General features: G+C 60.5%; 21 protein-coding genes. 7 read left to right on the top strand and 14 right to left on the bottom strand.

Annotated features, from left to right (window positions below; translation table 11 throughout):
* Positions 1 to 104: 104 nt before the first annotated feature.
* The 10 genes from tadA to lptF all read right to left on the bottom strand — a co-directional run bounded on the left by tadA (position 105) and on the right by lptF (position 10,673).
* Entirely contained in the window at positions 105 to 602 is a 498-nt protein-coding gene (gene tadA, locus KVH01_RS01325; RefSeq protein WP_217880185.1) for a tRNA adenosine(34) deaminase TadA, read from the bottom strand.
* The gene (locus KVH01_RS01320) at positions 602 to 1,984 is read right to left on the bottom strand and encodes a multicopper oxidase family protein (RefSeq protein ID WP_217880184.1); all 1,383 of its coding nucleotides are present in this window, start codon (positions 1,982 to 1,984) and stop codon (positions 602 to 604) included. The genes tadA and KVH01_RS01320 overlap by 1 nt, the downstream gene beginning before the upstream one ends.
* 193 nt (positions 1,985 to 2,177) lie before the next feature.
* Positions 2,178 to 2,921: a pyridoxine 5'-phosphate synthase gene (gene pdxJ, locus KVH01_RS01315; RefSeq protein ID WP_198720067.1), complete on the bottom strand. Its 744-nt coding sequence runs from the start codon at positions 2,919 to 2,921 to the stop codon at positions 2,178 to 2,180.
* A gap of 51 nt (positions 2,922 to 2,972) precedes the next feature.
* The gene (gene recO, locus KVH01_RS01310) at positions 2,973 to 3,662 is read right to left on the bottom strand and encodes a DNA repair protein RecO (protein WP_217880183.1); all 690 of its coding nucleotides are present in this window, start codon (positions 3,660 to 3,662) and stop codon (positions 2,973 to 2,975) included.
* 165 nt (positions 3,663 to 3,827) lie between these two features.
* Positions 3,828 to 4,730 carry a GTPase Era gene (gene era, locus KVH01_RS01305; protein ID WP_029297473.1) on the bottom strand — a complete coding sequence of 301 codons (903 nt, stop codon included), beginning with the start codon at positions 4,728 to 4,730 and terminating at the stop codon, positions 3,828 to 3,830.
* A complete protein-coding gene (rnc, locus tag KVH01_RS01300) occupies positions 4,723 to 5,412 on the bottom strand; it encodes a ribonuclease III (protein WP_043048668.1) in 690 nt (229 codons plus the stop codon). Before rnc ends, era begins: the two co-directional genes overlap by 8 nt.
* A gap of 152 nt (positions 5,413 to 5,564) precedes the next feature.
* Positions 5,565 to 6,419 (bottom strand): signal peptidase I, encoded by an 855-nt coding sequence (gene lepB / locus KVH01_RS01295; RefSeq protein ID WP_046071088.1) that lies wholly within the window; start codon positions 6,417 to 6,419, stop codon positions 5,565 to 5,567.
* 5 nt (positions 6,420 to 6,424) lie between these two features.
* Entirely contained in the window at positions 6,425 to 8,224 is a 1,800-nt protein-coding gene (gene lepA, locus KVH01_RS01290; RefSeq protein ID WP_043048666.1) for a translation elongation factor 4, read from the bottom strand.
* A 258-nt stretch (positions 8,225 to 8,482) separates the two neighbouring features.
* A complete protein-coding gene (gene lptG, locus KVH01_RS01285) occupies positions 8,483 to 9,562 on the bottom strand; it encodes an LPS export ABC transporter permease LptG (RefSeq protein ID WP_217880182.1) in 1,080 nt (359 codons plus the stop codon).
* On the bottom strand, positions 9,555 to 10,673 hold the full coding sequence (gene lptF / locus KVH01_RS01280; RefSeq protein WP_124376473.1) for an LPS export ABC transporter permease LptF: 1,119 nt from the start codon (positions 10,671 to 10,673) through the stop codon (positions 9,555 to 9,557). The genes lptG and lptF overlap by 8 nt, the downstream gene beginning before the upstream one ends.
* 283 nt (positions 10,674 to 10,956) lie before the next feature.
* Here lptF and KVH01_RS01275 point away from each other — a divergent pair, with 283 nt between their 5' ends.
* The 5 genes from KVH01_RS01275 to rlmF all read left to right on the top strand — a co-directional run bounded on the left by KVH01_RS01275 (position 10,957) and on the right by rlmF (position 17,679).
* Positions 10,957 to 12,447: a leucyl aminopeptidase gene (locus tag KVH01_RS01275; RefSeq protein WP_217880181.1), complete on the top strand. Its 1,491-nt coding sequence runs from the start codon at positions 10,957 to 10,959 to the stop codon at positions 12,445 to 12,447.
* 144 nt (positions 12,448 to 12,591) lie between these two features.
* On the top strand, positions 12,592 to 13,020 hold the full coding sequence (locus tag KVH01_RS01270) for a DNA polymerase III subunit chi (protein WP_043048661.1): 429 nt from the start codon (positions 12,592 to 12,594) through the stop codon (positions 13,018 to 13,020).
* Between the two features lie 7 nt (positions 13,021 to 13,027).
* Entirely contained in the window at positions 13,028 to 13,399 is a 372-nt protein-coding gene (locus KVH01_RS01265; RefSeq protein WP_043048659.1) for a hypothetical protein, read from the top strand.
* Between the two features lie 212 nt (positions 13,400 to 13,611).
* Positions 13,612 to 16,458: a valine--tRNA ligase gene (locus tag KVH01_RS01260; protein ID WP_217880180.1), complete on the top strand. Its 2,847-nt coding sequence runs from the start codon at positions 13,612 to 13,614 to the stop codon at positions 16,456 to 16,458.
* Positions 16,459 to 16,662: 204 nt separating this feature from the next.
* Positions 16,663 to 17,679, top strand: a complete 1,017-nt coding sequence (gene rlmF / locus KVH01_RS01255; RefSeq protein WP_217880179.1) for a 23S rRNA (adenine(1618)-N(6))-methyltransferase RlmF — start codon at positions 16,663 to 16,665, stop codon at positions 17,677 to 17,679.
* A 179-nt stretch (positions 17,680 to 17,858) separates the two neighbouring features.
* Here rlmF and KVH01_RS01250 read toward each other — a convergent pair whose 3' ends face one another.
* Complete coding sequence (locus KVH01_RS01250; RefSeq protein ID WP_005785131.1) at positions 17,859 to 18,140, bottom strand: HU family DNA-binding protein; 282 nt, start codon at positions 18,138 to 18,140, stop codon at positions 17,859 to 17,861.
* A 397-nt stretch (positions 18,141 to 18,537) separates the two neighbouring features.
* Here KVH01_RS01250 and yejK point away from each other — a divergent pair, with 397 nt between their 5' ends.
* Both yejK and KVH01_RS01240 read left to right on the top strand, forming a co-directional pair.
* Positions 18,538 to 19,542 (top strand): nucleoid-associated protein YejK, encoded by a 1,005-nt coding sequence (gene yejK / locus KVH01_RS01245; RefSeq protein WP_003171997.1) that lies wholly within the window; start codon positions 18,538 to 18,540, stop codon positions 19,540 to 19,542.
* Complete coding sequence (locus tag KVH01_RS01240) at positions 19,542 to 19,892, top strand: glutaredoxin family protein (protein ID WP_068966269.1); 351 nt, start codon at positions 19,542 to 19,544, stop codon at positions 19,890 to 19,892. The genes yejK and KVH01_RS01240 overlap by 1 nt, the downstream gene beginning before the upstream one ends.
* Positions 19,893 to 19,981: 89 nt before the next feature.
* Here KVH01_RS01240 and KVH01_RS01235 read toward each other — a convergent pair whose 3' ends face one another.
* From KVH01_RS01235 to KVH01_RS01225, 3 genes are all read right to left on the bottom strand, one after another.
* The gene (locus tag KVH01_RS01235; RefSeq protein WP_217880178.1) at positions 19,982 to 22,222 is read right to left on the bottom strand and encodes a TonB-dependent receptor domain-containing protein; all 2,241 of its coding nucleotides are present in this window, start codon (positions 22,220 to 22,222) and stop codon (positions 19,982 to 19,984) included.
* 154 nt (positions 22,223 to 22,376) lie between these two features.
* The gene (locus KVH01_RS01230) at positions 22,377 to 23,354 is read right to left on the bottom strand and encodes a FecR family protein (RefSeq protein ID WP_217880177.1); all 978 of its coding nucleotides are present in this window, start codon (positions 23,352 to 23,354) and stop codon (positions 22,377 to 22,379) included.
* Complete coding sequence (locus KVH01_RS01225; protein ID WP_217880176.1) at positions 23,351 to 23,929, bottom strand: RNA polymerase sigma factor; 579 nt, start codon at positions 23,927 to 23,929, stop codon at positions 23,351 to 23,353. The genes KVH01_RS01230 and KVH01_RS01225 overlap by 4 nt, the downstream gene beginning before the upstream one ends.
* Positions 23,930 to 23,932: the final 3 nt, after the last annotated feature.

The raw sequence follows: 23,932 nt of genomic DNA, 5'->3' as shown, positions 1-23,932 counted from the left end.
GGGAGGGGGCTTGCTTCCGATAGCAGAGTGTCAGCCACCACACTTATGGCTGATACACAGCTATCGGGAGCAAGCCCCCTCCCACATTTTGTTCTCAGTGTTCTTTAGAGTGGTGGTTTAGCTCGGCGAGCCTTGAAGAACTCACTCAACACCATGCCGCACTCCTCGGCCAGCACGCCGCCTTCAAACAGCACTTTATGGTTGAGAAAGCCCTGGGTAAAAAACTGCCCCTGACTCTGCACGATCCCGGCCTTGGGCTCCAGTGCGCCGTACACCACCCTTGCGATGCGCGAATGCACGATCAACCCGGCGCACATGCTGCACGGCTCCAGGGTCACATACAGCGTGCTGCCCACCAGGCGATAGTTACTGATCGCCTGGGCGGCAGCGCGGATCGCGACCATTTCGGCATGGGCGCTGGGGTCGTTGCCGCTGATCGGGCAATTGAAGCCGCGCCCGATGATTTCACCGTCCTGCACCAGCACCGCACCTACCGGAACTTCGCCCAACGCCGCTCCTTGGGCAGCGAGGGCCAGGGCTTCGCGCATGAAATCCTGGTCGCGGCTGCGATCGATAATCGCCGCGGGGCGAATCTGGCGCATCACACCACCTCGATGGCGGCCATCAGGCCGGTTTCCATATGGTCGATCACATGGCAATGGAACATCCACACCCCCGGGTTATCCGCCACCAACGCCACACGGGCGCGTTCGTTCTTGCCCAGCAGGTAGGTGTCGGTGAAATACGGAATCACCTTGTGGCGGTTCGAAGCGATCACCTTGAAGCTCATGCCGTGCAAGTGGATCGGGTGCTGGTACTGAGTCATGTTCTTCAATTCGAAGATGTAGCTCTTGCCCTTCTCAAGCTTGGCAATCGGGCGGTCGGCGCAGGTCTTGTCGGTGATGTCCCAGGCCTGGCCGTTGATCTGCCACAGGCTTGGCGGCTTGCCGTTGTCGACGTTGACCGACACCGAACCGACCCATTCGAAATTGAAGTTGAGTTTCTCCGCATTGGCCAGGTCCGGCTCGGCAATCGGATTAGCCGGTAATGCCGGAGGCCATTGGGTGGGCGCGTCGGTATTGGCGACCGAACGGAAGGTGCCAAGGCGCACCGGGCCGTTGCGGATCGACAATTCTTCACCCGCCGGCGGTGCCTTGATCGCCAGGCAGATACGCATGCCCGGGCCCAGCCAGTATTCCTTGCCCAACGGGCGCGGCTCGATGGGGTTGCCATCCAGCGCGTAGATCTGTGCTTCGACGCCGGGGATGTTAAGACGATAGGTCAGGGTGTTGTCGAGGTTGAGCAGGCGCACCCGGGTAATCTGCCCGGCGGGGAGATCGACGACCGCCTGGGACACCCCGTTGATTGTCGACAAGCGCCCCGCCGTACCGCCACGCGCTGCTTCACGGGGGATGCTGAAGGCGACGAAGGCGCCCTCTTCATCCACATGCCAGCTTTTCAGGCTGAGGGTGCGCTCGTAGTTGAAACCGGTGGGCTCGCGCTCTTCGATGATCAGCGGGCCGACCAGGCCACGGCCGAGTTCTTCGCTGCTGTTCACATGGGGGTGATACCAGTAGCTGCCGGCGTCGGGCACACGGAATTGGTAGTCGAAGTATTCGCCAGGCAGTACCGGCAACTGCGAGATGTAGGGCACGCCGTCCATTTCCAGCGGCAGGCGGATGCCATGCCAGTGAATGGTGGTGGCAACCGGCAGGTGGTTAATGAAGCGTACCCGCAGCCACTCGCCTTGGCGCACGCGCAGCTCGGTGCCAGGCGCCGAAGGGCCGAATGCCCAAGCCTCGGTCTTGTGCCCCGGCACCAGCTCCACATCCAGGGGCGCGGCAATCAGTTGGTAATCGCTTCCTGCGTTGGCATCGGCAACCTTGCCCAGCCAGTAGCGGTAGGCGCCACCAGCACCCACACCGACTACTGCCAGGCCGGCAAGGCCACCGAGGATCTGTCGACGGGAAAACGATTGGGACACAACAACCTCACGTATCTGCCGCAGGCACAGGGCCTGCAAAGGGCAGATACGATACACCCGCGGGCGCTAAACAGTAAGGGTTCGCATGTGGGAGGGTGCTTGCTCCCGATAGCGGTGTATCAGACAAAAACTTATTGGCTGACACTTCGCTATCGGGGGCAAGCCCCCTCCCACCTTGGATCTTCATTGTTTTTTAGTGCTTGGCAGCCGCCAGGATCAGCGCCTTCATCTCGGCAACCGCGCCTTTGAAACCAACGAACAACGCATGCGCCACCAGCGCATGGCCGATGTTCAGCTCGTTGATGCCCTTGATCGCGGCCACCGCTTCGACGTTGTGGTAGTGCAGGCCGTGGCCGGCGTTGACGATCAAGCCTTCGTTGAGCCCGCAGTTCACGCCGTCGATGATGCGTTGCAGCTCATCGGCCACTTCGGTCGGGGTGGTGGCATCGGCGTAACGGCCGGTGTGCAGTTCGATGGCCGGGGCACCGACACGGCGCGAGGCTTGGATCTGGCGTTCGTCGGCGTCGATAAACAAGGACACTTCACTGCCGATCTTCGACAAGCGCTCCACCGCGGCCTTGATCCGCGCTTCTTGACCTGCGACATCAAGGCCGCCCTCGGTGGTCAGTTCCTGGCGGGTTTCCGGTACCAGGCAGATATGCGCCGGGCGGATGCGTTCGGCAAACACCATCATTTCTTCGGTAACGCCCATTTCGAAGTTCATGCGCGTTTGCAGCACGTCCTTGAGCAGCAGCACATCACGCTCCTGGATGTGGCGGCGATCTTCGCGCAGGTGCACGGTGATGCCGTCAGCACCCGCTTCTTCGGCGTCCAGCGCGGCCTTGACCGGGTCAGGGTAACGGGTGCCCCGGGCCTGGCGCAGGGTGGCGACGTGGTCGATGTTGACGCCAAGAAGAATGCGATTGCTGGTGGTCACGGAAGCGCTCCTGAAAAGGGAAAGAATCGGTGCACAGCATACACGGGGATGTCAGGGCTTTCGAAACAACTCGCGACTGACCAGCGGCCGCCCGCCCAGATGCACGGCCAGGGCCTGGCGCATCAAACGCTTGGCGGCGGACAAGGCACCCGGCGCGGTCCAATCCGCTTCGCTCATGGCCAGCAGCTCGAAGCCCTGGAACAGGCCCGGTTGCAGCAGGAACACACGCTCCAGGCCAGCGTCCACTTGCAGGCGATACATGCCATCGGCGGCGATGGGCTCGCCATGCAGGTCGTTGCTCAATTCAAAGCCGTAGCCAAGGTCGTCGAGCAGGCGCCATTCGAAGGCGCGCAGCAACGGCTCCAGGGGCCGGCCTTCGGCCAGGGCCAGCAACGTGGCGGCGTAGTGATCGAAGACCGCCGGGTGCGGGTCTTCGGCGGGCAACAGGCGAATCAGCAGTTCATTGAGGTAAAGGCCGCTGAACAGTGCATCGCCGTTGAGCCAGGCAGAGGTGCCGACGCTCTCCAGGCGGCCGACGTTCTTCAGCTCGCCCTTGCCGCGAAACTCCACATCCAGGGCCACGAACGGCCGCGCCAAGGTACCCGCCTTACCCCGCGCACTGCGCAATACCGCACGCAAGCGGCCTTGAGGCGTGAGGAAGTCCACCAAAGCGCTGGTCTCACGATAGGCGCGGCTGTGCAGCACGTAGGCGAGTTGGCTGGGAGGCGGGGTTTTGGACATGGATGCTCACTGTTGGAATGCATTTTTGAAAACGACACAAACCCAATGTGGGAGGGGGCTTGCCCCCCGATGGCGGTGTGTCAGTCACTTAATGGTTAACTGACCCACCGCCATCAGGAGCAAGCCCCCTCCCACATTTTTCAGCCCTGTGGTGCATTCGAGACCTTACAGGTCGCCATAGCCCAGGGAGCGCAGTGCACGCTCGTCATCGGACCAGCCGCCCTTAACCTTCACCCACAGGTTTAGCATGATCTTGGAGTCAAACAGCAATTCCATATCCTTGCGCGCTTCGGTACCGATGCGCTTGATACGCTCACCCTTGTCGCCAATGATGATTTTCTTCTGGCCGTCACGTTCGACGAGGATCAGCGCATGGATATGCAGGGTCTTGCCCTGCTGCTTGAACTCTTCGATTTCCACGGTGATCTGGTACGGCAGCTCGGCGCCCATCTGGCGCATGATTTTCTCGCGCACCAGTTCGGCGGCAAGGAAGCGGCTGCTGCGGTCGGTGATCTGGTCTTCCGGGAAGAAGTGCTCGTTCTCCGGCAGGTAACCGGCGATCACGCGCTCCAGGGCTTCGAGGTTGTGGCCATGCTGGGCCGAGATCGGCATGATCTGGGCGTTCGGCAGTTGCTCCTGCAGCCAGCTCAGGTGCGGCATCAACTCGGCTTTGTCTTCGATGCGGTCGGTCTTGTTCAACGCGACGATCAACGGGCCGGTGACGTACTGCACGCGCTCGAGGACCATCTGGTCTTCGTCGGTCCACTTGGTGCGGTCGACCACAAAGATCACCACGTCGACGTCTTTCAACGCGGCCGAAGCGGTCTTGTTCATGTAGCGGTTCAGGGCTTTCTCGCCGCCTTTGTGCATGCCCGGGGTGTCGACGTAGACCGCTTGCACGTTGCCTTCGGTCTTGATGCCCAGCATGTTGTGGCGGGTGGTCTGGGGCTTTCGCGAGGTGATCGCGAGCTTCTGGCCGAGGATGTGGTTGAGCAGCGTGGACTTGCCCACGTTCGGGCGGCCGACGATGGCAACATAGCCACAGCGTGTTGCGGTTGAATCAGTCATGGCCATTCTCCACGCCCAGGGCAATCAGTGCTGCAGCGGCCGCTACCTGTTCGGCAATACGACGGCTCACACCCTGACCTCGGCTTTTTTCGTTCAATAAGGTGACTTCACATTCCACGAAGAACACGCGGCAATGAGGCTCACCCTGGATATCCACCACTTCGTAGCGTGGCAATTCGCAACCTCGCGACTGCAGGTATTCCTGCAGGCGGGTCTTGGGATCTTTGTTGGTGTCGACCAGCGTCAGGCTTTCGATTTCCGAAGCCAGCCAGGCGACTACGCGCTCCTTGGCCGTCTCCATTCCTGCATCGAGGTAGATCGCACCGATCAATGCTTCCAGGGCATCGGCCAGAATCGACTCGCGACGGAAACCGCCGCTTTTCAACTCACCGGAGCCCAGCCGCAGGTACTCGCCCAGGCCGAAACCCCGGGCCAGCACGGCCAGGGTCTCGCCTTTCACAAGGCGTGCCCGCAGGCGCGAAAGCTGGCCTTCGCGCGCTTGCGGAAAACGCTCGAACAGCGCCTCACCGGCGGCGAAATTGAGGATGGCATCACCGAGGAATTCCAGGCGCTCGTTATTGCGCCCTGCAAAGCTGCGGTGTGTGAGGGCAAGGACCATCAATTCCTGGTCCTTGAAGGTGTAGCCGAGCTGGCGCTCGAGACGGCTTAGAGAAACGGTCACGGTTTACCCATATCTAGTTGGTGGCACCGGCGGCCATCGACGATTGACGCAATGTTCAAATTCACATCCTGATTGGTGCTGCATGAGGCCGGACGGTTAATTGTCCAAGCCCCAGAAAAGCATTCGGCGCTGTGTTCACAGCGCCGCCTGTATTACTTGATCAGCCCGACCCGCGAGAAGTTCGGCAGGTGGCTGAGCTTGGGTTCCGGCCAACTCATCCAGACCGCGAAGGCTTTGCCGACGATATTCTCGTCGGGCACCATGCCCAGCAGGTCCTTGGGAATATTGGGATCGTCCCAGTAACGGCTGTCGTTGGAGTTGTCGCGGTTGTCGCCCATCATGAAGTAGTGCCCGGCAGGCACTTTCCACTCGCCATCGGGCATCGCGCGGTAGCGGCTCATTTCCTTGCGGATTTCATGCTCTACCGTACCGAGTTTTTCCTGGTACAGCTCGGCGCTGCCCAGGGTATTCGGCTCGGCGCCCAGCAGCTTCTCGGCCACCGACTCACCGTTGATCAACAGGCGCTTGTCGCTGGTGTAGCGCACCACGTCGCCTGGCAGGCCGACGACACGCTTGATGTAGTTGACGTTCGGGTCGCTTGGGTAGCGGAACACCATCACATCGCCGCGCTGCGGGTCGCCGACCGGGATGACTTTCTTGTCGATCACCGGCAGGCGAATTCCGTAGGAAAACTTGTTGACCAGGATGAAGTCACCCACGTCCAGGGTCGGTTTCATCGACCCCGAAGGGATCTGGAACGGCTCCACAAGGAACGAGCGCAGCACCAGCACGATGAACAACACCGGGAAGAACGACTTGCCGTATTCAACCAGCAAGGGCTCTTTGTTGAGCTTCTCGACCACCACCGCATCGGGCTGGCTGACGCTGCCCTGATAGGAAGCGATGGCTGCCCGACGACGCGGGGCGAAGAACACCAGATCGAGCAACGCCAGGAAACCACAGACGGCAACGGCGATGACCAGCAACAGCGGGAAATTTAGTGACATAGGACCTAACTATCCAACCTGAGCACCGCAAGGAAGGCTTCTTGTGGAATTTCCACGTTGCCCACTTGCTTCATGCGTTTTTTACCGGCCTTTTGCTTCTCAAGCAGCTTGCGCTTACGGCTTACGTCACCGCCATAGCATTTGGCCAGTACGTTCTTTCTGAGAGCCTTGACGGAGGTCCGTGCAATGATCTGCCCGCCAATGGCGGCCTGGATCGCGACGTCGAACATCTGGCGCGGAATCAGTTCTTTCATCTTCTCGGTCAACTGGCGACCTTTGTAGTGCGCGTTGTCCTTGTGCACGATCAGTGCCAGGGCATCGACCTTGTCGCCGTTGATCAACACATCCAGTTTCACCAGATTAGCCGATTGGTAACGGTCGAAATGGTAATCCAGCGAAGCATAGCCGCGACTGGTGGATTTGAGTCGGTCGAAGAAGTCCAGGACCACTTCGTTCATCGGCAAGTCGTAGGTCACTTGCACCTGGGTACCGAGGAACAGCATGTCGTGCTGTACGCCACGCTTTTCGATACACAAGGTAATCACGTTGCCCAGGTGTTCCTGTGGCACAAGAATATTGGCGCGCACGATCGGTTCGCGCATGTCTTCGATGGAAGACAGGTCTGGGAGTTTGGACGGGTTGTCGACGTAAATCGTTTCACCGGTTTTCAGCGCCAGCTCAAAAATAACGGTCGGTGCCGTGGTGATCAGGTCCAGGTCGTATTCGCGCTCGAGGCGCTCCTGGATGATTTCCATGTGCAGCATGCCCAGGAACCCGCAGCGGAAGCCGAAGCCCAGGGCATCGGAGCTTTCCGGGGTGTACTGCAACGACGAGTCGTTGAGGGTCAGCTTCTGCAGGGCTTCACGGAAGTCTTCGAAGTCGTCGGAGCTGACCGGGAACAGGCCGGCGTAGACCTGCGGCTGGATACGCTTGAAGCCCGGCAGCATGGCGACGTCGGGGGTAGAGCTCAAAGTCAGGGTGTCACCCACCGGCGCACCGTGGATGTCCTTGATACCCGCGATGATGAAGCCTACTTCACCGGCTTTCAGATCAGTGGTGGCGGTGTGCTTTGGGTTGAATACACCGACGCTGTCCACCAGGTGGATCTTGCCGGTGGACTTGACCAGGATCTTGTCGCCCTTCTTCACCCGGCCATGACGCACGCGTACCAGGGAGACAACCCCCAGGTAATTGTCGAACCAGGAATCGATGATCAACGCTTGCAGCGGATCTTCGTAGTTGCCGGTTGGCGCGGGAATGGTCTTGACCAGGCGCTCAAGCACTTCGTCGACGCCCAGGCCGGTCTTGGCGCTGCACTCGACGGCGTCGGTGGCGTCAATACCGATGATTTTCTCGATTTCTTCCTTGACGCGGTCAGGATCGGCCTGAGGCAGGTCGATCTTGTTCAGTACCGGCATGACCTCCAGGCCCTGCTCGATGGCTGTGTAGCAGTTGGCCACGGACTGGGCTTCAACGCCCTGACCCGCGTCCACTACCAGCAATGCACCTTCGCAGGCTGCCAGGGAGCGGCTGACTTCATAGGTGAAGTCGACGTGGCCTGGGGTGTCAATGAAGTTCAGCTGGTACTTGATACCGTCTTTGGCGGTGTAGTACAGCGTCACGCTGTGGGCCTTGATGGTGATGCCGCGCTCGCGCTCAAGATCCATGGAGTCCAGGACCTGGGCTTCCATTTCACGCTCGGCAAGGCCGCCGCACATCTGGATAAACCGATCGGCCAGCGTCGACTTGCCATGGTCAATGTGGGCGATGATGGAGAAATTGCGGATATGACTCAAATCACTCACGGATCAACACTCAAAAAGGCTGCAGGCAGATTGCCCGCTGAAAAATAGCCGGGAATTGTACCTGATGCTCGGGCCAGGCGTCATCTTTGGTGACCGATACAAAAAAGCCCCACTTTAATGGGGCTTAAGACTGTAGGAGCGAGCTTGCTCGCGAAAATCGCCAACGATAACGCGCTTATTCTGGATAAACGCGGCGTTTCGCAGACTTTCGCGAGCAAGCTCGCTCCTACAGTGAGTGGCATCTCGAGAGCTCGGCTTTCAACCGGCCCGGCGCAGCAGCCAGAACCCGGCCAGGGTACAGATGGCCGTCGGCACCAGCACCGCAAACAGCGGCGAGAAACCGAACACCAGGCTCGAGGGCCCGAGCAAATCCTGGGCGATGCGGAAGGTAAAGCCCACCAGCACGCCGGTGAATACCCGCTGGCCCAGGGTCACGGAGCGCAACGGCCCGAAGATAAAGGAGATCGCCATCAACACCAGCGCGGCGGTAACCACCGGCTGCAGCACCTTGACCCAGAACGCCAGCCAGTAGCGGCCGTTGTTCAGGCCCTGGTCCTTGAGGTAATGGATATAGCTCCACAAACCGGAGATCGGCAGGGCTTCCGGGACCATGACCACCGTATTGAGCAATTCCGGCTTCAGGGCGATATCCCATTGCTCGGTCGGCATGTTGATCACTTCGGTGCTGGACTTGGTGCCCTGGCCCACATTACGGAAATAAGTGGTGGTGACATCGCTCAACTGCCATTGCTCGGCGCTGTATTGCGCGCGCTTGGCAAAGCTGGAGGACAGCATGTGCCGCTCTTTATCGAACGTGTAGCGGGTCACCCCGATCAGCAGGCCGCCTGGCTGCACGGCGTTGATGTGGATGAACTCGTCACCCTGGCGGTGCCACAGGCCGTGCTTGGCGCTTTGCGCATCGCCCGATCCCTGGGCCAGGGCGCGATTGGCCTGGGCGGTGGCTTCCGCCGGAGGCGCGACGTATTCGCCGATCAGCACACTGCACGCCATCAGCAGCAGCATCGGCTTCATCACCGCCCAGACGATACGACCAATGGAAACGCCAGCGGCGCGCATGATGGTCAGTTCGCTGTTGCTGGCCAGGGTGCCCAGGCCGATCAGACAGCCAATCAGCGCGGCCATCGGCATCATGTCGTAGAGGCGACGCGGCGCAGTCAGTGCCACGTAGCTCAGTACATCCGAGACCGTGTAGGTGTCGGTGACGTTGCCCACTTCATCAATGAAGGCGAACAGCAAGGCCAGGCCGAGGATGATGCCCAATACCGCCAGGATGGCGATCAGTACGCTGCTACCAATGTAGCGATCAAGCTTAGCCACGAGCCAACTCCTTCAGGCCACGACGGCTCTTCATTTTCAAACGGATAGGTTCCCAGTAGAGCAGCCCCAGGCCGATCACCAGGAAAACCCCGTGTACCCACCACAGGCCCAGGGCCGGCGGCAACTTGCCCTTCTCCAGGGAACCACGGGCAGAAATCAGGATGGTCAGGTAGGCCATGTACAGCAGGATCGCCGGCAGCAACTTGAGGAAACGCCCCTGGCGCGGATTGACGCGCGACAGCGGCACGGCCATCAGGGTCACGATAAACACCAGCAGCGGCAGAGACAGGCGCCATTGCAACTCGGCGATGGAGCGCAATTCCGGGCTGCCGAACAGCGATGAGGTCGGCAGCGCGTCGCGGTCGGTGACCTCGTCACTGATCTCGGCCTTGGGCAGCATGACGCCGTAGGTGTCGTACTTGATCGCCCGATAATCCGCCAGGCCAGGGCTGCCGTCGTAGCGGTAGCCATTTTCCAGGATCAGGTAGCGGTTGCCATCGGGGCGGATTTCCTGGCGCCCGCTGTCGGCCACCAGGATCGAAATGCCACGGTCCTTCTGGTTCTGGCCGAGGTTCTTCTGGGAGATGAACACGCCGCCGAGGTTGGAACGGTCATCGGTCATGGTTTCGGTATAGGTCACCCGCGTGCCATCGTTGAGCGCCTGGAAGCGGCCGGGCTCGAGGGTGTCGAACTCAGTCATCGCATCCTGCTTGTTCAGCAGCAACTGGAATTGCATGGCCCCCTGGGGCGCCAGGCTCATGCTCAACCAGGCCACCACCAGGGCAACGCCGGCGGCCGGCACCATGGTCATGGCCAGCAGGCGCTGCTGGCTCATGCCGGTGGCCGACAGCACGGTCATTTCACTCTCAAGGTAAAGCCGGCCATAGGCCAGCAGTATGCCGAGAAACAGCCCGAGCGGCAGGATCAGCTGCAGCATGCCGGGCATCCGGTAGCCCATGATCAGGAACAGTGAGCCTGGGTCCAGGGCGCCAGCGGCGGCCTGGGCCAGGAACTTGACGAAACGACCACTCATGATGATGACCAGCAATACCGCACTCACGGCACTCAGGGTCAACAGGACTTCGCGGGATAGATAACGGAAGACGATCAAACCAGACACTCCAGGGTTGTCAGGCTAAGGCGGCCAAACAAGCAAGCATACCGAGTCAGCCCGTTTGCGCGGGCCGGCTAAAAAGATGGGGCATTATCCTGTGATTGTTCGCGCCTGTCACGGAGCTTACTCATGCGCACGCACAAAGCACGCACCAAGGGTTGTCAGGCTCCGTCGGCGAGGTTCAAACTGCGGCCTTTGTCGCGGGCGGCTTACAACGCCGCCAAGCTTTAAAGCCTGGGTACAAACGCCAGGCTCACCGACCTTTATAAGGGACCCGAAAATGGAATTGGTTGTAAAAAGCGTTAGCCCCGAAACGTTGAAAACCGCCACCCTCGTGGTCGCTGTCGGCGAAGGCCGCAAACTCGGCGTCGCCGCCAAGCAACTGGACGAACTCAGCGGTGGCGCGATCAGCGCCGTGCTCAAGCGCGGCGACCTGGCCGGCAAGGTCGGCCAGAGCCTGCTGTTGCAGAGCCTGCCGAACCTCAAGGCTGATCGCGTTTTGCTGGTGGGCGTGGGCAAGGACGCCGAACTGGGCGACCGTCCATTCCGCAAGATCGTCAGCGGCATCCTCAGCACCCTCAAGGGCCTGGGTGGCACCGATGCGGCACTGGCACTTGACGAAATCGTCATCAAGGGCCGTGACAGCTATGGCAAGACCCGCCTGCTGGCCGAAAGCCTGGTGGACGGCGGCTATACCTTCGACCAGTTCAAGAGCCAGAAGGCCGAACCTCGCGCCCTGAAGAAAATCACTCTGCTGACCATCAAGGCGGCCCAGGCTGAAGTCGAACGCGCCGTGACCCACGCCCAGGCGATTGCCAAGGGCATGTCGTTCACCCGCGACCTGGGCAACCTGCCGCCGAACATTTGCCACCCGACCTTCCTCGGCGAACAGGCCAAGGCGCTGGGCAAGGAGTTCAAGGGCCTGAAAGTCGAAGTCCTCGACGAGAAGAAGATCAAGGAACTGGGCATGGGCTCGTTCTATGCCGTGGGCCAGGGCAGTGACCAGCCGCCACGCCTGATCGTGATGCAATACAACGGCGCCAAGAAGTCCGAAAAGCCTTATGCCCTGGTGGGTAAAGGCATTACCTTCGACACCGGCGGCATCAGCCTCAAGCCGGGCGCCGGCATGGACGAGATGAAGTACGACATGGGCGGCGCCGCCAGTGTATTCGGCACCCTGCGTGCGGTGCTGGAACTCAAGCTGCCGGTCAACCTGGTGTGCATCCTGGCGTGCGCCGAGAACATGCCGAGCGGCGGCGCGGCCCGCCCTGGCGATATCGTCACGACCATGAGCGGCCAGACCGTGGAAATCCTCAACACCGACGCTGAAGGCCGCCTGGTGCTGTGCGATGCCCTGACCTATGCCGAACGCTTCAAGCCACAAGCAGTGATCGACATCGCGACCCTGACCGGTGCCTGCATCGTTGCCCTGGGCTCCCACACCTCGGGCCTGCTGGGCAACAACGACGAACTGATCGAGCAACTGCTCAGCGCCGGCAAGGCCGCCGATGATCGCGCCTGGCAACTGCCGCTGTTCGATGAGTATCAGGAACAGCTGGACAGCCCGTTCGCCGACATCGCCAACATTGGTGGCCCGAAAGCCGGCACCATCACGGCGGCCTGCTTCCTGTCGCGTTTTGCCAAGAACTTCAACTGGGCGCACCTGGACATCGCCGGCACGGCCTGGACCAGCGGCGGCAAGGACAAGGGCGCCACTGGCCGCCCAGTGCCGCTGCTGACCCAGTACCTGCTGGACCGCGCCAAAGCTTAAGCGCCACCGGCCCTTCTGTAGGAGCGAGCTTGCTCGCGAAGATCGCCAACGATAACGCGCCCATCCCGGATGAACGCGGTGTCTCTGGTTTTTCGCGAGCAAGCTCGCTCCTACAGGACTGGCGGGCCAGCACCAGGAACTGCAATGACCCAAGTCGACTTCTATATATTGCCCAGCGCCGATCCCCTCGCGCGCCTGGACTTTGCCTGCAAGCTCACCGAAAAAGCCTGGCGCATGGGCCACCGCATCTACCTGCACTGCAGCGATGCAACCCAACGTGACGAACTGGATGCCCGCCTGTGGCGCTTCAAGGGCGAAAGCTTCGTGCCCCACGGCCCCGCCGAATCCGAACCCGAAAGCCCGATTGTCCTGGGTTTGGGGGACAGTTGCGGCGATCACCAGGACCTGCTGGTCAACCTTGACCTGAAAGTACCGGCCTTTGCCAAGGCGTTTGCCCGCGTGGCGGAAGTGGTGGTGGAAGACCCGGCTATTCGTCAGGCCGCGCGGGAGAGTTTCCGTTTCTACCGCGAACAGGGCTATTCTTTGCAGGATCACCGGCTACAACGACTCTGAGTACACGATGGACACTCCCAACCCGCTGAAAAAAGACGACCACCTGCTGGACGACCTTGAGTCGATCCGCCAGTTGCTGGGTGATGACAACCTGCAGCCGCCGCTGCTGACCGACACGGTGGACGGCGAGGTACAGATTCCGCTGTTGTTCGATATGGTCAGCGGCAAGCCCGCCGCGCCGGAGCCTGTCGCCGAGCCCGCGCCAGCAGCTGAAAAAGCACCCGACGCCCTGCTGCTGCACCTGGACAACGAACTGCGCGCTGCCGCCCAATTGATCATGCAGGACGTGATCGATGATTTTGCGCCGCATATCGAAACCGAGATCAAGCGGCGGATGGATGCGCGCATGGAACGGTTGCTCAGCCAATACCAGTCCTGAGCCACACTGATATTTCCTGTGGGAGGGGGTTTGCTCCCGATAGCGGTGTATCAGCCGATGATTCGGTGGCTGACACTCAGCAATCGGGAGCAAGCCCCCTCCCACATTAGTTTTGCATCAGCCTTAAGTCCGTCTTCAACTCGCCCTCCTCGCCCTGCCCCGTTATACTTGCCGGCTTTCCTGAATAAATGCCAACTAGGGTCCCGCCGCGCATGGATAAGACCTATCAGCCCCACGCTATCGAAACTTCCTGGTACAACACCTGGGAGTCCGAGAACTATTTCGCCCCACAAGGTGCCGGCGATTCCTACACCATCATGATTCCGCCACCGAACGTCACTGGCAGCCTGCACATGGGCCATGGCTTCAACAATGCGATCATGGATGCTTTGATCCGTTTCCGCCGCATGCAGGGCCGCAACACCCTGTGGCAACCGGGCACCGACCACGCCGGTATCGCCACCCAGATGCTGGTGGAACGTCAACTCGAAGCCACCGGCCAGAGCCGCCACGACCTGGGGCGCGAGAAATTCCTGGAAAAAATCTGGGAATGGAAAGACCAGTCCGGCGGCAATATCAGCCGTCAGATCCGTCGCCTGGGTTCGTCCGTAGACTGGAGCCGCGAGCGCTTCACCATGGACGATGGCCTGTCGGAAGCCGTTAAGGAAGCTTTCGTGCGCCTGCATGAAGACGGCCTGATCTACCGCGGCAAGCGCCTGGTCAACTGGGACACTAAGTTGCACACGGCCATTTCCGACCTCGAAGTGGAAAACCACGACGAGAAAGGTTTCCTGTGGAACCTGAAATATCCGCTGGCTGACGGCGCCAAGACCGCCGAAGGCAACGACTACCTGATCGTCGCCACCACGCGTCCGGAAACCATGCTGGGCGACGCCGCCGTCGCGGTTAATCCAAACGACGAGCGCTACCAGGCGCTGATCGGCAAGTTCGTCGAGCTGCCGCTGGTTGGCCGTCGCATACCGATCATCGCGGATGATTACTGCGACCCTGAGTTCGGCACCGGCTGCGTGAAAATCACTCCGGCCCACGATTTCAACGACTATGAAGTCGGCAAGCGTCACAACCTGCCGCTGCTGAACATCTTCGACAAGAACGCCGCCGTGTTGCCGGCCTGCCAGGTGTTCAACCTGGACGGTACGCTGAACAACAGCATCGACGGCAAGATCCCGACCGAATACGCCGGTCTCGACCGCTTCGAAGCGCGCAAGCAGATCGTTGCCGCGTTCGACGCTGCCGGGTTGCTGGTCAGCGTTGACGACCACGGCCTGAAAGTGCCGAAGGGCGACCGCTCCGGCACCGTGATCGAGCCGTGGCTGACCGACCAGTGGTACGTGTCCACCAAGCCGCTGGCCGAGCCTGCGATTGCCGCCGTGGAAGATGGCCGTATCCAGTTCGTGCCCAAGCAGTACGAAAACATGTACTTCTCGTGGATGCGCGACATCCAGGATTGGTGCATCAGCCGCCAGCTGTGGTGGGGCCACCGCATCCCGGCCTGGTACGACGAGTCGGGCAAGGTCTACGTTGGCCGCGACGAAGCCGAAGTACGTGCCAAGCACAACCTGGGCCCGGACGTTGCGCTGCAACAGGACAACGACGTACTCGACACCTGGTTCAGCTCGGGCCTGTGGACTTTCTCCACCCTGGGCTGGCCGCAGCAGACCGAGTTCCTGAAGAAATTCCACTCCACCGATGTGCTGGTTACCGGCTTCGATATCATTTTCTTCTGGGTTGCCCGGATGATCATGCTCACCATGCATTTGGTGAAGAACGAAGACGGCACCCCGCAGGTACCGTTCAAGACCGTGTACGTGCACGGCCTGGTACGCGACGGCCAGGGCCAGAAGATGTCCAAGTCCAAGGGCAACGTCCTGGACCCGCTGGACATCATCGACGGCATCGACCTGGAAACCCTGGTGCAGAAACGCACTTCGGGCCTGATGCAGCCGAAGCTGGCGAAAAAGATCGAGAAGCAGACCCGCGATGAGTTCGCAGATGGCATCGCCAGCTACGGCACCGACGCCCTGCGCTTCACCTTCTGCTCCCTGGCCTCTACCGGTCGCGACATCAAGTTCGACATGGGCCGCGTCGAAGGCTATCGCAACTTCTGCAACAAGATCTGGAACGCTGCACGCTACGTGCTGGACAAAGGCGAAGACTGCGGTCAGAACGGCGAAGCCTATGAGCTGAGCCTGGCCGACCGCTGGATCATCTCGCAGCTGCAACGCACTGAAGCCGAAGTGACCCGCCAGCTCGACCAGTTCCGTTTCGACCTGGCCGCACAGGCGCTGTACGAGTTCATCTGGAACCAGTATTGCGACTGGTACCTGGAACTGTCCAAGCCCGTGCTGTGGGACGAAAACGCACCGGTCGAACGCCAGCGCGGCACCCGTCGTACCCTGGTGCGCGTGCTGGAAGTGGCGCTGCGCCTGGCGCACCCGTTCATGCCGTTCATCACCGAAGAAATCTGGCAGCGCCTGGCACCGCTGGCCGGTATCGAAGGCAAGACCATCATGCTGCAACCTTGGCCGGTGGCCAATGAAGCACGCATCGATGCGGCCGCCGAAAGCGATATCGAATGGCTCAAGACCCTGATGCTCGGCACGCGCAACATCCGCGCCGAGATGAACATCGGCCCGGGCAAGCCATTGGCGGTGTTCGTCAAAAACGCCAGCGCTGAAGATCAGCGTCGCCTCAGCGAGAACGACGCGCTGCTCAAGAAGTTGGCGAAGCTGGAGTCGATCACCGTATTGGCTGCCGATGCCGAAGCACCGTTGTCTGCCACCGCGTTGGTCGGCGATATGGAGGTGCTGGTGCCGATGGCCGGGCTGATCGACAAGGGCGCGGAACTGGCCCGTCTCGACAAGGAAATTGCTCGCTTGCAAGGCGAAGTACAGCGCGTGGGCGGCAAGCTGTCCAACGCGGCGTTCGTCGACAAGGCACCGGCCGAAGTGATCGACAAGGAACGCGCCAAGTTGGCCGAAGCTGAACAGGCTTTGGGCAAGTTGGCCGAGCAACATGCGCGGATCTCCAGCCTGTAAGGTTTGACTCGCGTGAAAAAAGAGACCTCCGGGTCTCTTTTTTTTGCCTATGCGGGAGGGGGCTTGCTCCCGATAGCGCTGGATCAGTCTCAATATTCTTGACTGTCACACCGCTATCGGGAGCACGCCCCCTCCCACATTTGACCGGGTTGAGCTCAGGATGTGTGACAATGGCCGCCACTTTGAGCCAACACCAGAATCAACATGACCGCCCCCACTACGCCTAAACCTCCGCGCAAGAAGCCCAAATCCGCTACCCCGGCCAAGCCCGTGGCTCCGCGCAAAGAGGCTACCCTGCACCCGCGCAACCGCCACACGGGCCGTTACGACTTCCCGGCGCTGATCAAGACCACGCCAGAGCTGGCGCAATTCGTGATCATCAATCCCTATGGCAAGGAGAGCATCGACTTTGCCAGCCCGGATGCGGTGCGCGTGTTCAACCGGGCCTTGCTCAAGTCGTTCTATGGCATCGAGCATTGGGACATCCCGGCCGATTACCTGTGCCCGCCGGTGCCGGGGCGTGCCGACTATGTGCATTTTCTCGCCGACCTGCTGGCCAGCGTCAACGACGGCAAGATCCCGCGCGGCTCCATCGTCAAGGTGCTGGATATCGGCATGGGCGCCAACTGCGTCTACCCGCTGATTGGGTATATGGAGTACCGCTGGAACTTCCTGGGCTCGGAAGTCGACCCCATCGCCGTGGCCGCCGCCAAGGCCATTGTGCAGTCCAATGACCTGGGCAAGGTCATCCAACTGCGCCAACAGCCCAACCCCAAGCAGATCCTGCTGGGCTTGCTGGAGCCGGGCGAGCGCTTTGACCTGACCATGTGCAACCCGCCCTTCCATGCGTCCATGGACGAGGCCACCAAAGGCAGCGAGCGCAAGTGGCGTGCCCTGGGCAAGGCCGATCCGAAACGCAAGTTGCCAGTGCTCAACTTCGGTGGCCAATCGGCCGAGCTGTGGTGTGAAGGCGGCGAAGCGCGCTTTGTGACGCAGCTGATCGCCGAAAGTGCGCATTTTGCCCACAAGGTGTTGTGGTTCAGCACCCTGGTGTCAAAAGCGTCAAACCTGCCCGCGATCCAGACCGCACTGAAAAAAGCCGGCGTGCTGGAAAGCCAGGTGGTGGAGATGTCCCAGGGGCAGAAGCAAAGCCGGTTCGTGGCGTGGACGTTCCAGACCAAGAATGAGCAGCAGATCTGGCGCCAGCGCTGGGTCCGCTAGCCCACCTGTAGGAGCGAGCTTGCTCGCGAAAAACACCAAGGCTCCGCGTCCAACCAGAACGGGCGCGTTATCGTTAACGTCTTTCGCGAGCAAGCTCGCTCCTACAGTTAGTTTGAAAAACCGCAGGCAACAAAAAACCGTGCCCGGATCACTCCGGAGCACGGTTTTTTTACTGCGTCTTACTTGTTAACAGCGTCGGTCAGGCCTTTAGCCACAACCAGCTTGATAACTTTCTTGGCAGCGATTTCGATGGCAGCGCCAGTCGAAGGGTTACGGCCAGTACGGGCAGGACGCTCGGTCACTTTCAGCTTGCCAATGCCTGGCAGAGTGATTTCGCCGCCGTTTTCCAGCTGATCAGCAACGATCTGGCCCAGTTGGTCCAGAGCAGCACGCGCGGTGGTTTTTGGCGCGTCGATAGCTTCAGCGATATCAGCGATCAGTTGGTCTTTAGTCAAAGCCATTGTGGTGTTCCTTCCCTATCAAATTCATATGGATTGCAGAGTGCAGTGTCAGCCGTCGAGCCTGGCCGTCATGGCCTGGCATCCCCGGCCATAACCACGGAGATCGGGGTTATAGATGCTTGAAACGGGGATTGGTTCGACCTGACAAATGCTGAATGCACGCTTAACGCCGAGACTTGGCGTAAGACCGGGCAAAACTAGCACAGAGACGGGGAAATATCCGCCTCAACATACCCATTTGGTCAGCTTTATCGCTCTAAACCGTGAAAAAAAGGCATATGCCCGGTCGGACGTCGTCCAAAACGCCCTTCCAGGCACGTCTTGACCAATGGGTGCGGTACACTGGGCGACTTTTCGGGGAGGCCGACCGCTCCCCCTTCAACCAGCCGAGAAGCCTATGCCGATCCGTCATTGCATCGTCCACCTGATCGACAAAAAACCCGACGGCACACCCGCAGTTCTCCACGCCCGCGACTCCGAGCTGTCCGAGTCGGCCGCCATCGAGAACATGCTTGCCGACCTCAACGAGAGCTACAACGCCAAACAAGGCAAGGCCTGGGGTTTCTTCCATGCCGAGTCCGGCGCGCACCCGTTCAGCGGCTGGTTGAAGGAATACTTTGACGGTGGCCAGGATTTCACCACTTTCAGCCGCACCGCCGTGGAGCACCTGCAGAAGCTGATGGAGGAATCCAACCTCTCCACCGGCGGCCATGTGCTATTTGCCCACTACCAGCAAGGCATGACCGACTACCTGGCAATCGCCCTGCTGCACCACAGCGAAGGCGTGGCAGTGACCGACGAGCTGGACGTGACCCCCTCGCGTCACCTGGACCTGGGCCAGTTGCACCTGGCGGCACGCATCAACGTCTCCGAGTGGCAGAACAACAAGCAGTCCAAGCAATACATCTCCTTTATCAAAGGCAAGAACGGCAAGAAGGTCTCGGAGTACTTCCGCGACTTTATCGGCTGCCAGGAAGGCGTCGACGGCCCCGGCGAAACCCGTACCCTGCTCAAGGCGTTCAGCGACTTCGTCGAAAGCGAAGACCTGCCTGACGAATCCGCCCGCGAAAAGACCAAGACCCTGGTGGACTACGCCAGCAGCCAGGCCAAGCTCGGCGAGCCCATGGGCCTGGAAGAACTCTCCGGCCTGATCGATGAAGATCGGCCAAAAGCGTTCTACGACCATATCCGCAACAAGGACTACGGCCTGTCGCCGGAAATCCCGGCGGACAAACGCACCCTCAACCAGTTCCGCCGTTTCACCGGGCGCGCCGAGGGCTTGTCCATCAGCTTTGAAGCACACCTGCTGGGCGACAAGATCGAGTACGACGAAGCTGCCGGCACCTTGATCATCAAGGGCCTGCCGACCCAACTGACCGACCAGCTCAAGCGCCGTAATTGATGCTGGGCGGGGTCTTCAAGAAAGTCCTGCTGGTGTTGCTGGTGGTGGTGGTGATCCAGAACTGGGGCAAGGTCGAGCGGCTATTCAACCCGTCCCAGGTGGTTTCGGAACAGGTACGCGCCTCGGCGCGTGTGGTGCTGTATTCCACGCAGTGGTGCGGATACTGCAAGCAGATCCGACGTTTTCTGGACCAGAAGGGTATCCCGTACCAGGCGCTGGATATCGAGAAGGACGCCCAGGCGCGCAAGGCCTATGAGGCGTTGGGTGGTGGCGGAATTCCATTTGTGGACGTCAATGGCACACTGATCCGCGACTACGACCCGGATGCGATCATGGCGGCCCTGAAATAACCCAGTTCCTGAAACACCGTGGATCAAATGTGGGAGGGGCGGTGCGACGATTCGACTTGCTCCCTCCCACATTTGGTTTCGTGGTGGTCTTAGAAGTTGGCCTCTAGAGACACCATCGCCGTGCGCTCCTCCCCTACGTTGTAATACGCCGTGCTCGGCGCCAGGCCGTTGACCGGTGTCGAGTTGAACGCCACGGTGCGAGCCGAGCTCAGGTATTGCTTGTCGAAGACGTTGAGCATCGACAAGCGCAGGGTCGCCGACTTGATGACTTTCTTGTCCACTGGCAAATAGACACCGGCATTGAGGTCAAACACCGTGCGACCGTCGATTTTCTCCTTGTTGGTCAAATCGCCGTAGAAGCTGCCGACATACTTGCCCGCCACGTTGCCGTAGAACCGCGAGTCGTCATAGCCGAACACCAGGTTGAACATGTTTTCCGGCACGTTGGCCAGTTGCTTGCCTGAGGTGGGCAACAGCACATTCTTGCTGAGCAGATCGTCCTTCTGCTCGGACTGGGTGTAGGTGTAGGACGCGTAGTAGTTGAAGTTGTGGGGCAGCAGGCCACTCCATTCCAGTTCCAGGCCTTTGTTAGCGACGCTGCCTACGTTGAGCACCATGTAGTCGCCGCTGGCATCGGTGGTCGACACCTGACGATCCTTGAAGCTGATGTAGAACAGGGTCGCGCTCAAGGCCATGTCGTCTTCGGTGTAGCGCCAGCCCAGCTCCTGGTTCCAGCTCAACTCGGACTTGAGGCTGACGGAATCGCCCTTGTTGTACAGCACGTAGTTGGGCGGCGTGCGCATGTTGCGGGTGACGTTGTAAAACGCCTGGTTGCTCTCGTCGACCTGGTACTTGGCGCTGAAGTTGGGCAGGAATTGGTGGTAACGGGTGTTACGTTTTTCCGGCTTGTCGTACAGGCTGCCGAGGTTATTGCCGTCACGTTCGACGTATTGGTAGGCCACGCCGCCGACAAAACTCAGGTCCGGCGTGGCTTGCCAGCTGTCCTGTACCCACAGCTTCTGCGATGGGGTGACGGTGTAGTAGTGACGACCTTGTACCGTCGCGCCGTTCTTGTCGACCACCTGGCCGCCGCTGTTGTAGTCACCCCACACGTCATCCGGCGCGCCTTCGCCGTTGATGCCGATAAACGGCTGGGTCTGGCGCTGGCGTGCGCGTTCATACCAGTAGCCGTAGTCCAGGCTGTGTTCTTCGTTGATGTCCCACTTCATTTTGGCCGTGACGCCGGGGCGCCAGGTCTCGGTCCACGAAGGGCGGTAGTAGTTGGCCGATTGCAGGTTGCCGAGGTCGTAATTGCCGGCTTTGTCGGATCTCGGCCCCAGGTTGGAGGCAGTCTGCCCGCTGAAGCTGCCACCGTTGGACCAGTAGTAATACGGCGTGACCGTCAGCGACAGATTGTCTTGCAGTTGCCAGCGCTGGGTCAGCGTGGCGTTGACGCTTTCAAAAGGGTTGCGATTGAGCTTGTAGGACGCAGACAACAAACCGGCCTTGTACACTGGGCTTTCAGCGTAGTCCTTGCGCCGTCCTTCGTTGTCGAATTGCGACTTGCTTAGGCTGTTGTAGTTGTAGTTCTCCTGCTTGTTGTACTTGACCGTGGCCAACGTGGAATTGCCGTTGTCACCTTCGAACAGGCTGCTCCACTCGATTTTATCGCTGCGCAGGGTGCCCTTGCCGCGCCACTTGTCACCTTCCAGGTGCGATGCCGAGACCCAGGTCTTGAGGCCACCGAAATCACCGGTATTTGCCCGCACGAAGGTCTTGCGCAGGTTATTGGTACCCATAGTCTGCTTGGCAAAAACCCCCGCCTCCTTGGTTGGCCGCAGCGTAATCATGCCGATGTTGCCGCCGCTGGAACCGATGTGCGGGCCGTCGGCCTCGGAGGAGCCCTGGGTGGCGAACACTTCTGCAAGGTTTTCCGGGTCGCCCAGCTGGTTGGAATACACGCTGTAGTTGCCCGAATCGTTGATCGGCACGCCGTCCACCGACACCCCGACCTGGTCCGAACTCATGCCGCGCATAGTGAAGTTGGTGCCGCTGGTGCCGCTGGCGTCATCGCTGGAAACGTTGATGCCCGGGGTGTATTTGAGCTTGTCGATGGCGTTGGCGGTGGCCGACATTTCGTCCATGGCCTCCTTGGTCACCGTCGAGCGCGCCTTGGCACTTTCTTCGCGAATCATGTGGCCGTTGCCCAGGGTCTGCTTGCCGGCAACGTTCACCGAACCTACGTCCTGGGTGTCATCGGCCATCACCAGCGGTGCAAAGCCGCCCAGGCCCGATGCCAGAAGCAAGGCATAAAGAGAGTTGTAGTTCACGTGTAGATCCCTTACTGACATTGTTGTGTTGTATGGGGCAGAGGTGCTCTTCCTGACCACTTGCTCAGGAACCCAGGGATGATCCACGGCACGTGTAACCGTTTGGTGACAGGTTTTAGCGATTGCGATGAAGGTTCGGTGAACGGCGCTGCGTCTAGCGCAATACGATAACTCGGCCCAACAGCCTGTGTTGTTCAAAGCCCAGCACCGCTTGCAAGGCGTTCAATACTGCCAACGGGTCCTTGCTCGGAAAACTGCCGCTGACGCGTTTGGCGCCCAGCTCTTGATTGAGCAGCAGCAATCGGCCAGGGTAATAACGACTCAAATCCTGGACTACATCGGCCAGCGGCGCCTTGTAGTAGTTGAGCCAACCATCGCGCCAGGCCAAGCGGGATTCGCTGTCGACAGCGTGCATGGCATCGGCAACGCCATCGGCGTAGGCCACTTGCTGGCCTGCTGTCAAAACCTGCTGCCGGCCCTGTTCCGAAGGTGTCACGCCCACTCGGCCGGACAATACGGTGACCTCGGCTCCGGCCGGTTGCAGGCGCACTTCAAACTGGGTGCCCAGCACCTGCGCTTGACCACCGCCCGCCTCCACCACAAAGGACTGGCCGGTGTGTGCCACGCTGAAAAATCCCGCGCCACGCCGCAGCTGGATATGCCGTTGACCATGGCTGAAATCCACGGCAATGGCGCTGTCGGCGTCAAGGGTGACCTCGGACTGATCGGCCAGGGTGAAGGTCTTCACCTCCCCCGGCGCCGTCACATAATCAGCGCCCAACTCATCGACCCAGCGCGACGGCTGCCAACCGGCGCCCATCGACACCATCACCAGCAGGCAGGCGGCCAGGGCCAGGGCGCCGGGCCAGCGCAGTGCACGGGAGCGCCTGGAGGAATTCATCTTATTGAGGTAGGCCTGTAAGGCCAGCGCGTCTTCATCGGCCAGCTTGCGCGCCGGCTCTTCGCTCAACTCCCACAGTACCTGAGCCTTGGCGTACGCTTCGGCATGCGCGGGATCGGCGCGCAGCCAGCGGCTGAACGTGGCCTGGTCGCCGCTGCTGGGCTGGTCATGCAGCAGGCTCAGCCAGTCAAGGGCGGCCTGTTCCTGGGCGGGTGTCGGCGTGATGTTCACGGTGCTTTCCCTGGCGTGCGTGGCTGCGTTGGTTCACGAAGGCTGGCCTTGCAGGCTTCGAGGGCGCGCATCATATGTTTTTCCACGGCACTTTGGGACAGCCCCATGGCTTTGGCAATTTCTGCATACTTGCGCCCGTGGATACGATTAAGCAGGAAAATCTGGCGGGTACGCTCGGGCAAATTGCGCAGGGCGGTTTCCACGTGTCGCAGATCGTGGCCTGCCTCCAGTGCGGCCTGGGGTTCGCAGACTTGGGGATCTGAGTACTCGGGCAACCAGCCTTCGCTGCAGCGGGCCCGTGCACCTTCGCTACGCAGGTGATCGATAGCGATATTACCGGCGCAGCGCAGCAGGTAGGTGCTGAGTTCTTCAACCTGCACCAAGGGGCGACGCCAGAAGCGCAGGAACAAATCCTGCACCAGGTCGGCCGCTGTGGCACGGCAACCGACGCGGCGACTGACCAGCGCTTCCATCTGCGAACGCTGGGACAAAAACACCTGCAGGAAATGCGCACGCCCACCGGGCGCATCGCTGTGCGGGCTGTCCTGGGGCTCCGGCGGTGGGCTGATTATCATGGC

Source organism: Pseudomonas khavaziana, assembly GCF_019145205.1.
Classification (GTDB): domain Bacteria; phylum Pseudomonadota; class Gammaproteobacteria; order Pseudomonadales; family Pseudomonadaceae; genus Aquipseudomonas; species Aquipseudomonas khavaziana.
This window is presented reverse-complemented; position numbering and strand designations above follow the sequence as displayed.

What these genes read in the sequence shown, in the direction of transcription:
- tadA (WP_217880185.1), bottom strand. Translation starts at nt 602, where the DNA reads ATGCGCCAGATTCGCCCCGCGGCGATTATCGATCGCAGCCGCGACCAG.
- recO (WP_217880183.1), bottom strand. Translation starts at nt 3,662, where the DNA reads ATGTCCAAAACCCCGCCTCCCAGCCAACTCGCCTACGTGCTGCACAGC.
- era (WP_029297473.1), bottom strand. Translation starts at nt 4,730, where the DNA reads ATGACTGATTCAACCGCAACACGCTGTGGCTATGTTGCCATCGTCGGC.
- lepB (WP_046071088.1), bottom strand. Translation starts at nt 6,419, where the DNA reads ATGTCACTAAATTTCCCGCTGTTGCTGGTCATCGCCGTTGCCGTCTGT.
- KVH01_RS01275 (WP_217880181.1), top strand. Translation starts at nt 10,957, where the DNA reads ATGGAATTGGTTGTAAAAAGCGTTAGCCCCGAAACGTTGAAAACCGCC.
- KVH01_RS01270 (WP_043048661.1), top strand. Translation starts at nt 12,592, where the DNA reads ATGACCCAAGTCGACTTCTATATATTGCCCAGCGCCGATCCCCTCGCG.
- KVH01_RS01265 (WP_043048659.1), top strand. Translation starts at nt 13,028, where the DNA reads ATGGACACTCCCAACCCGCTGAAAAAAGACGACCACCTGCTGGACGAC.
- KVH01_RS01260 (WP_217880180.1), top strand. Translation starts at nt 13,612, where the DNA reads ATGGATAAGACCTATCAGCCCCACGCTATCGAAACTTCCTGGTACAAC.
- rlmF (WP_217880179.1), top strand. Translation starts at nt 16,663, where the DNA reads ATGACCGCCCCCACTACGCCTAAACCTCCGCGCAAGAAGCCCAAATCC.
- KVH01_RS01250 (WP_005785131.1), bottom strand. Translation starts at nt 18,140, where the DNA reads ATGGCTTTGACTAAAGACCAACTGATCGCTGATATCGCTGAAGCTATC.
- yejK (WP_003171997.1), top strand. Translation starts at nt 18,538, where the DNA reads ATGCCGATCCGTCATTGCATCGTCCACCTGATCGACAAAAAACCCGAC.
- KVH01_RS01240 (WP_068966269.1), top strand. Translation starts at nt 19,542, where the DNA reads ATGCTGGGCGGGGTCTTCAAGAAAGTCCTGCTGGTGTTGCTGGTGGTG.
- KVH01_RS01225 (WP_217880176.1), bottom strand. Translation starts at nt 23,929, where the DNA reads ATGATAATCAGCCCACCGCCGGAGCCCCAGGACAGCCCGCACAGCGAT.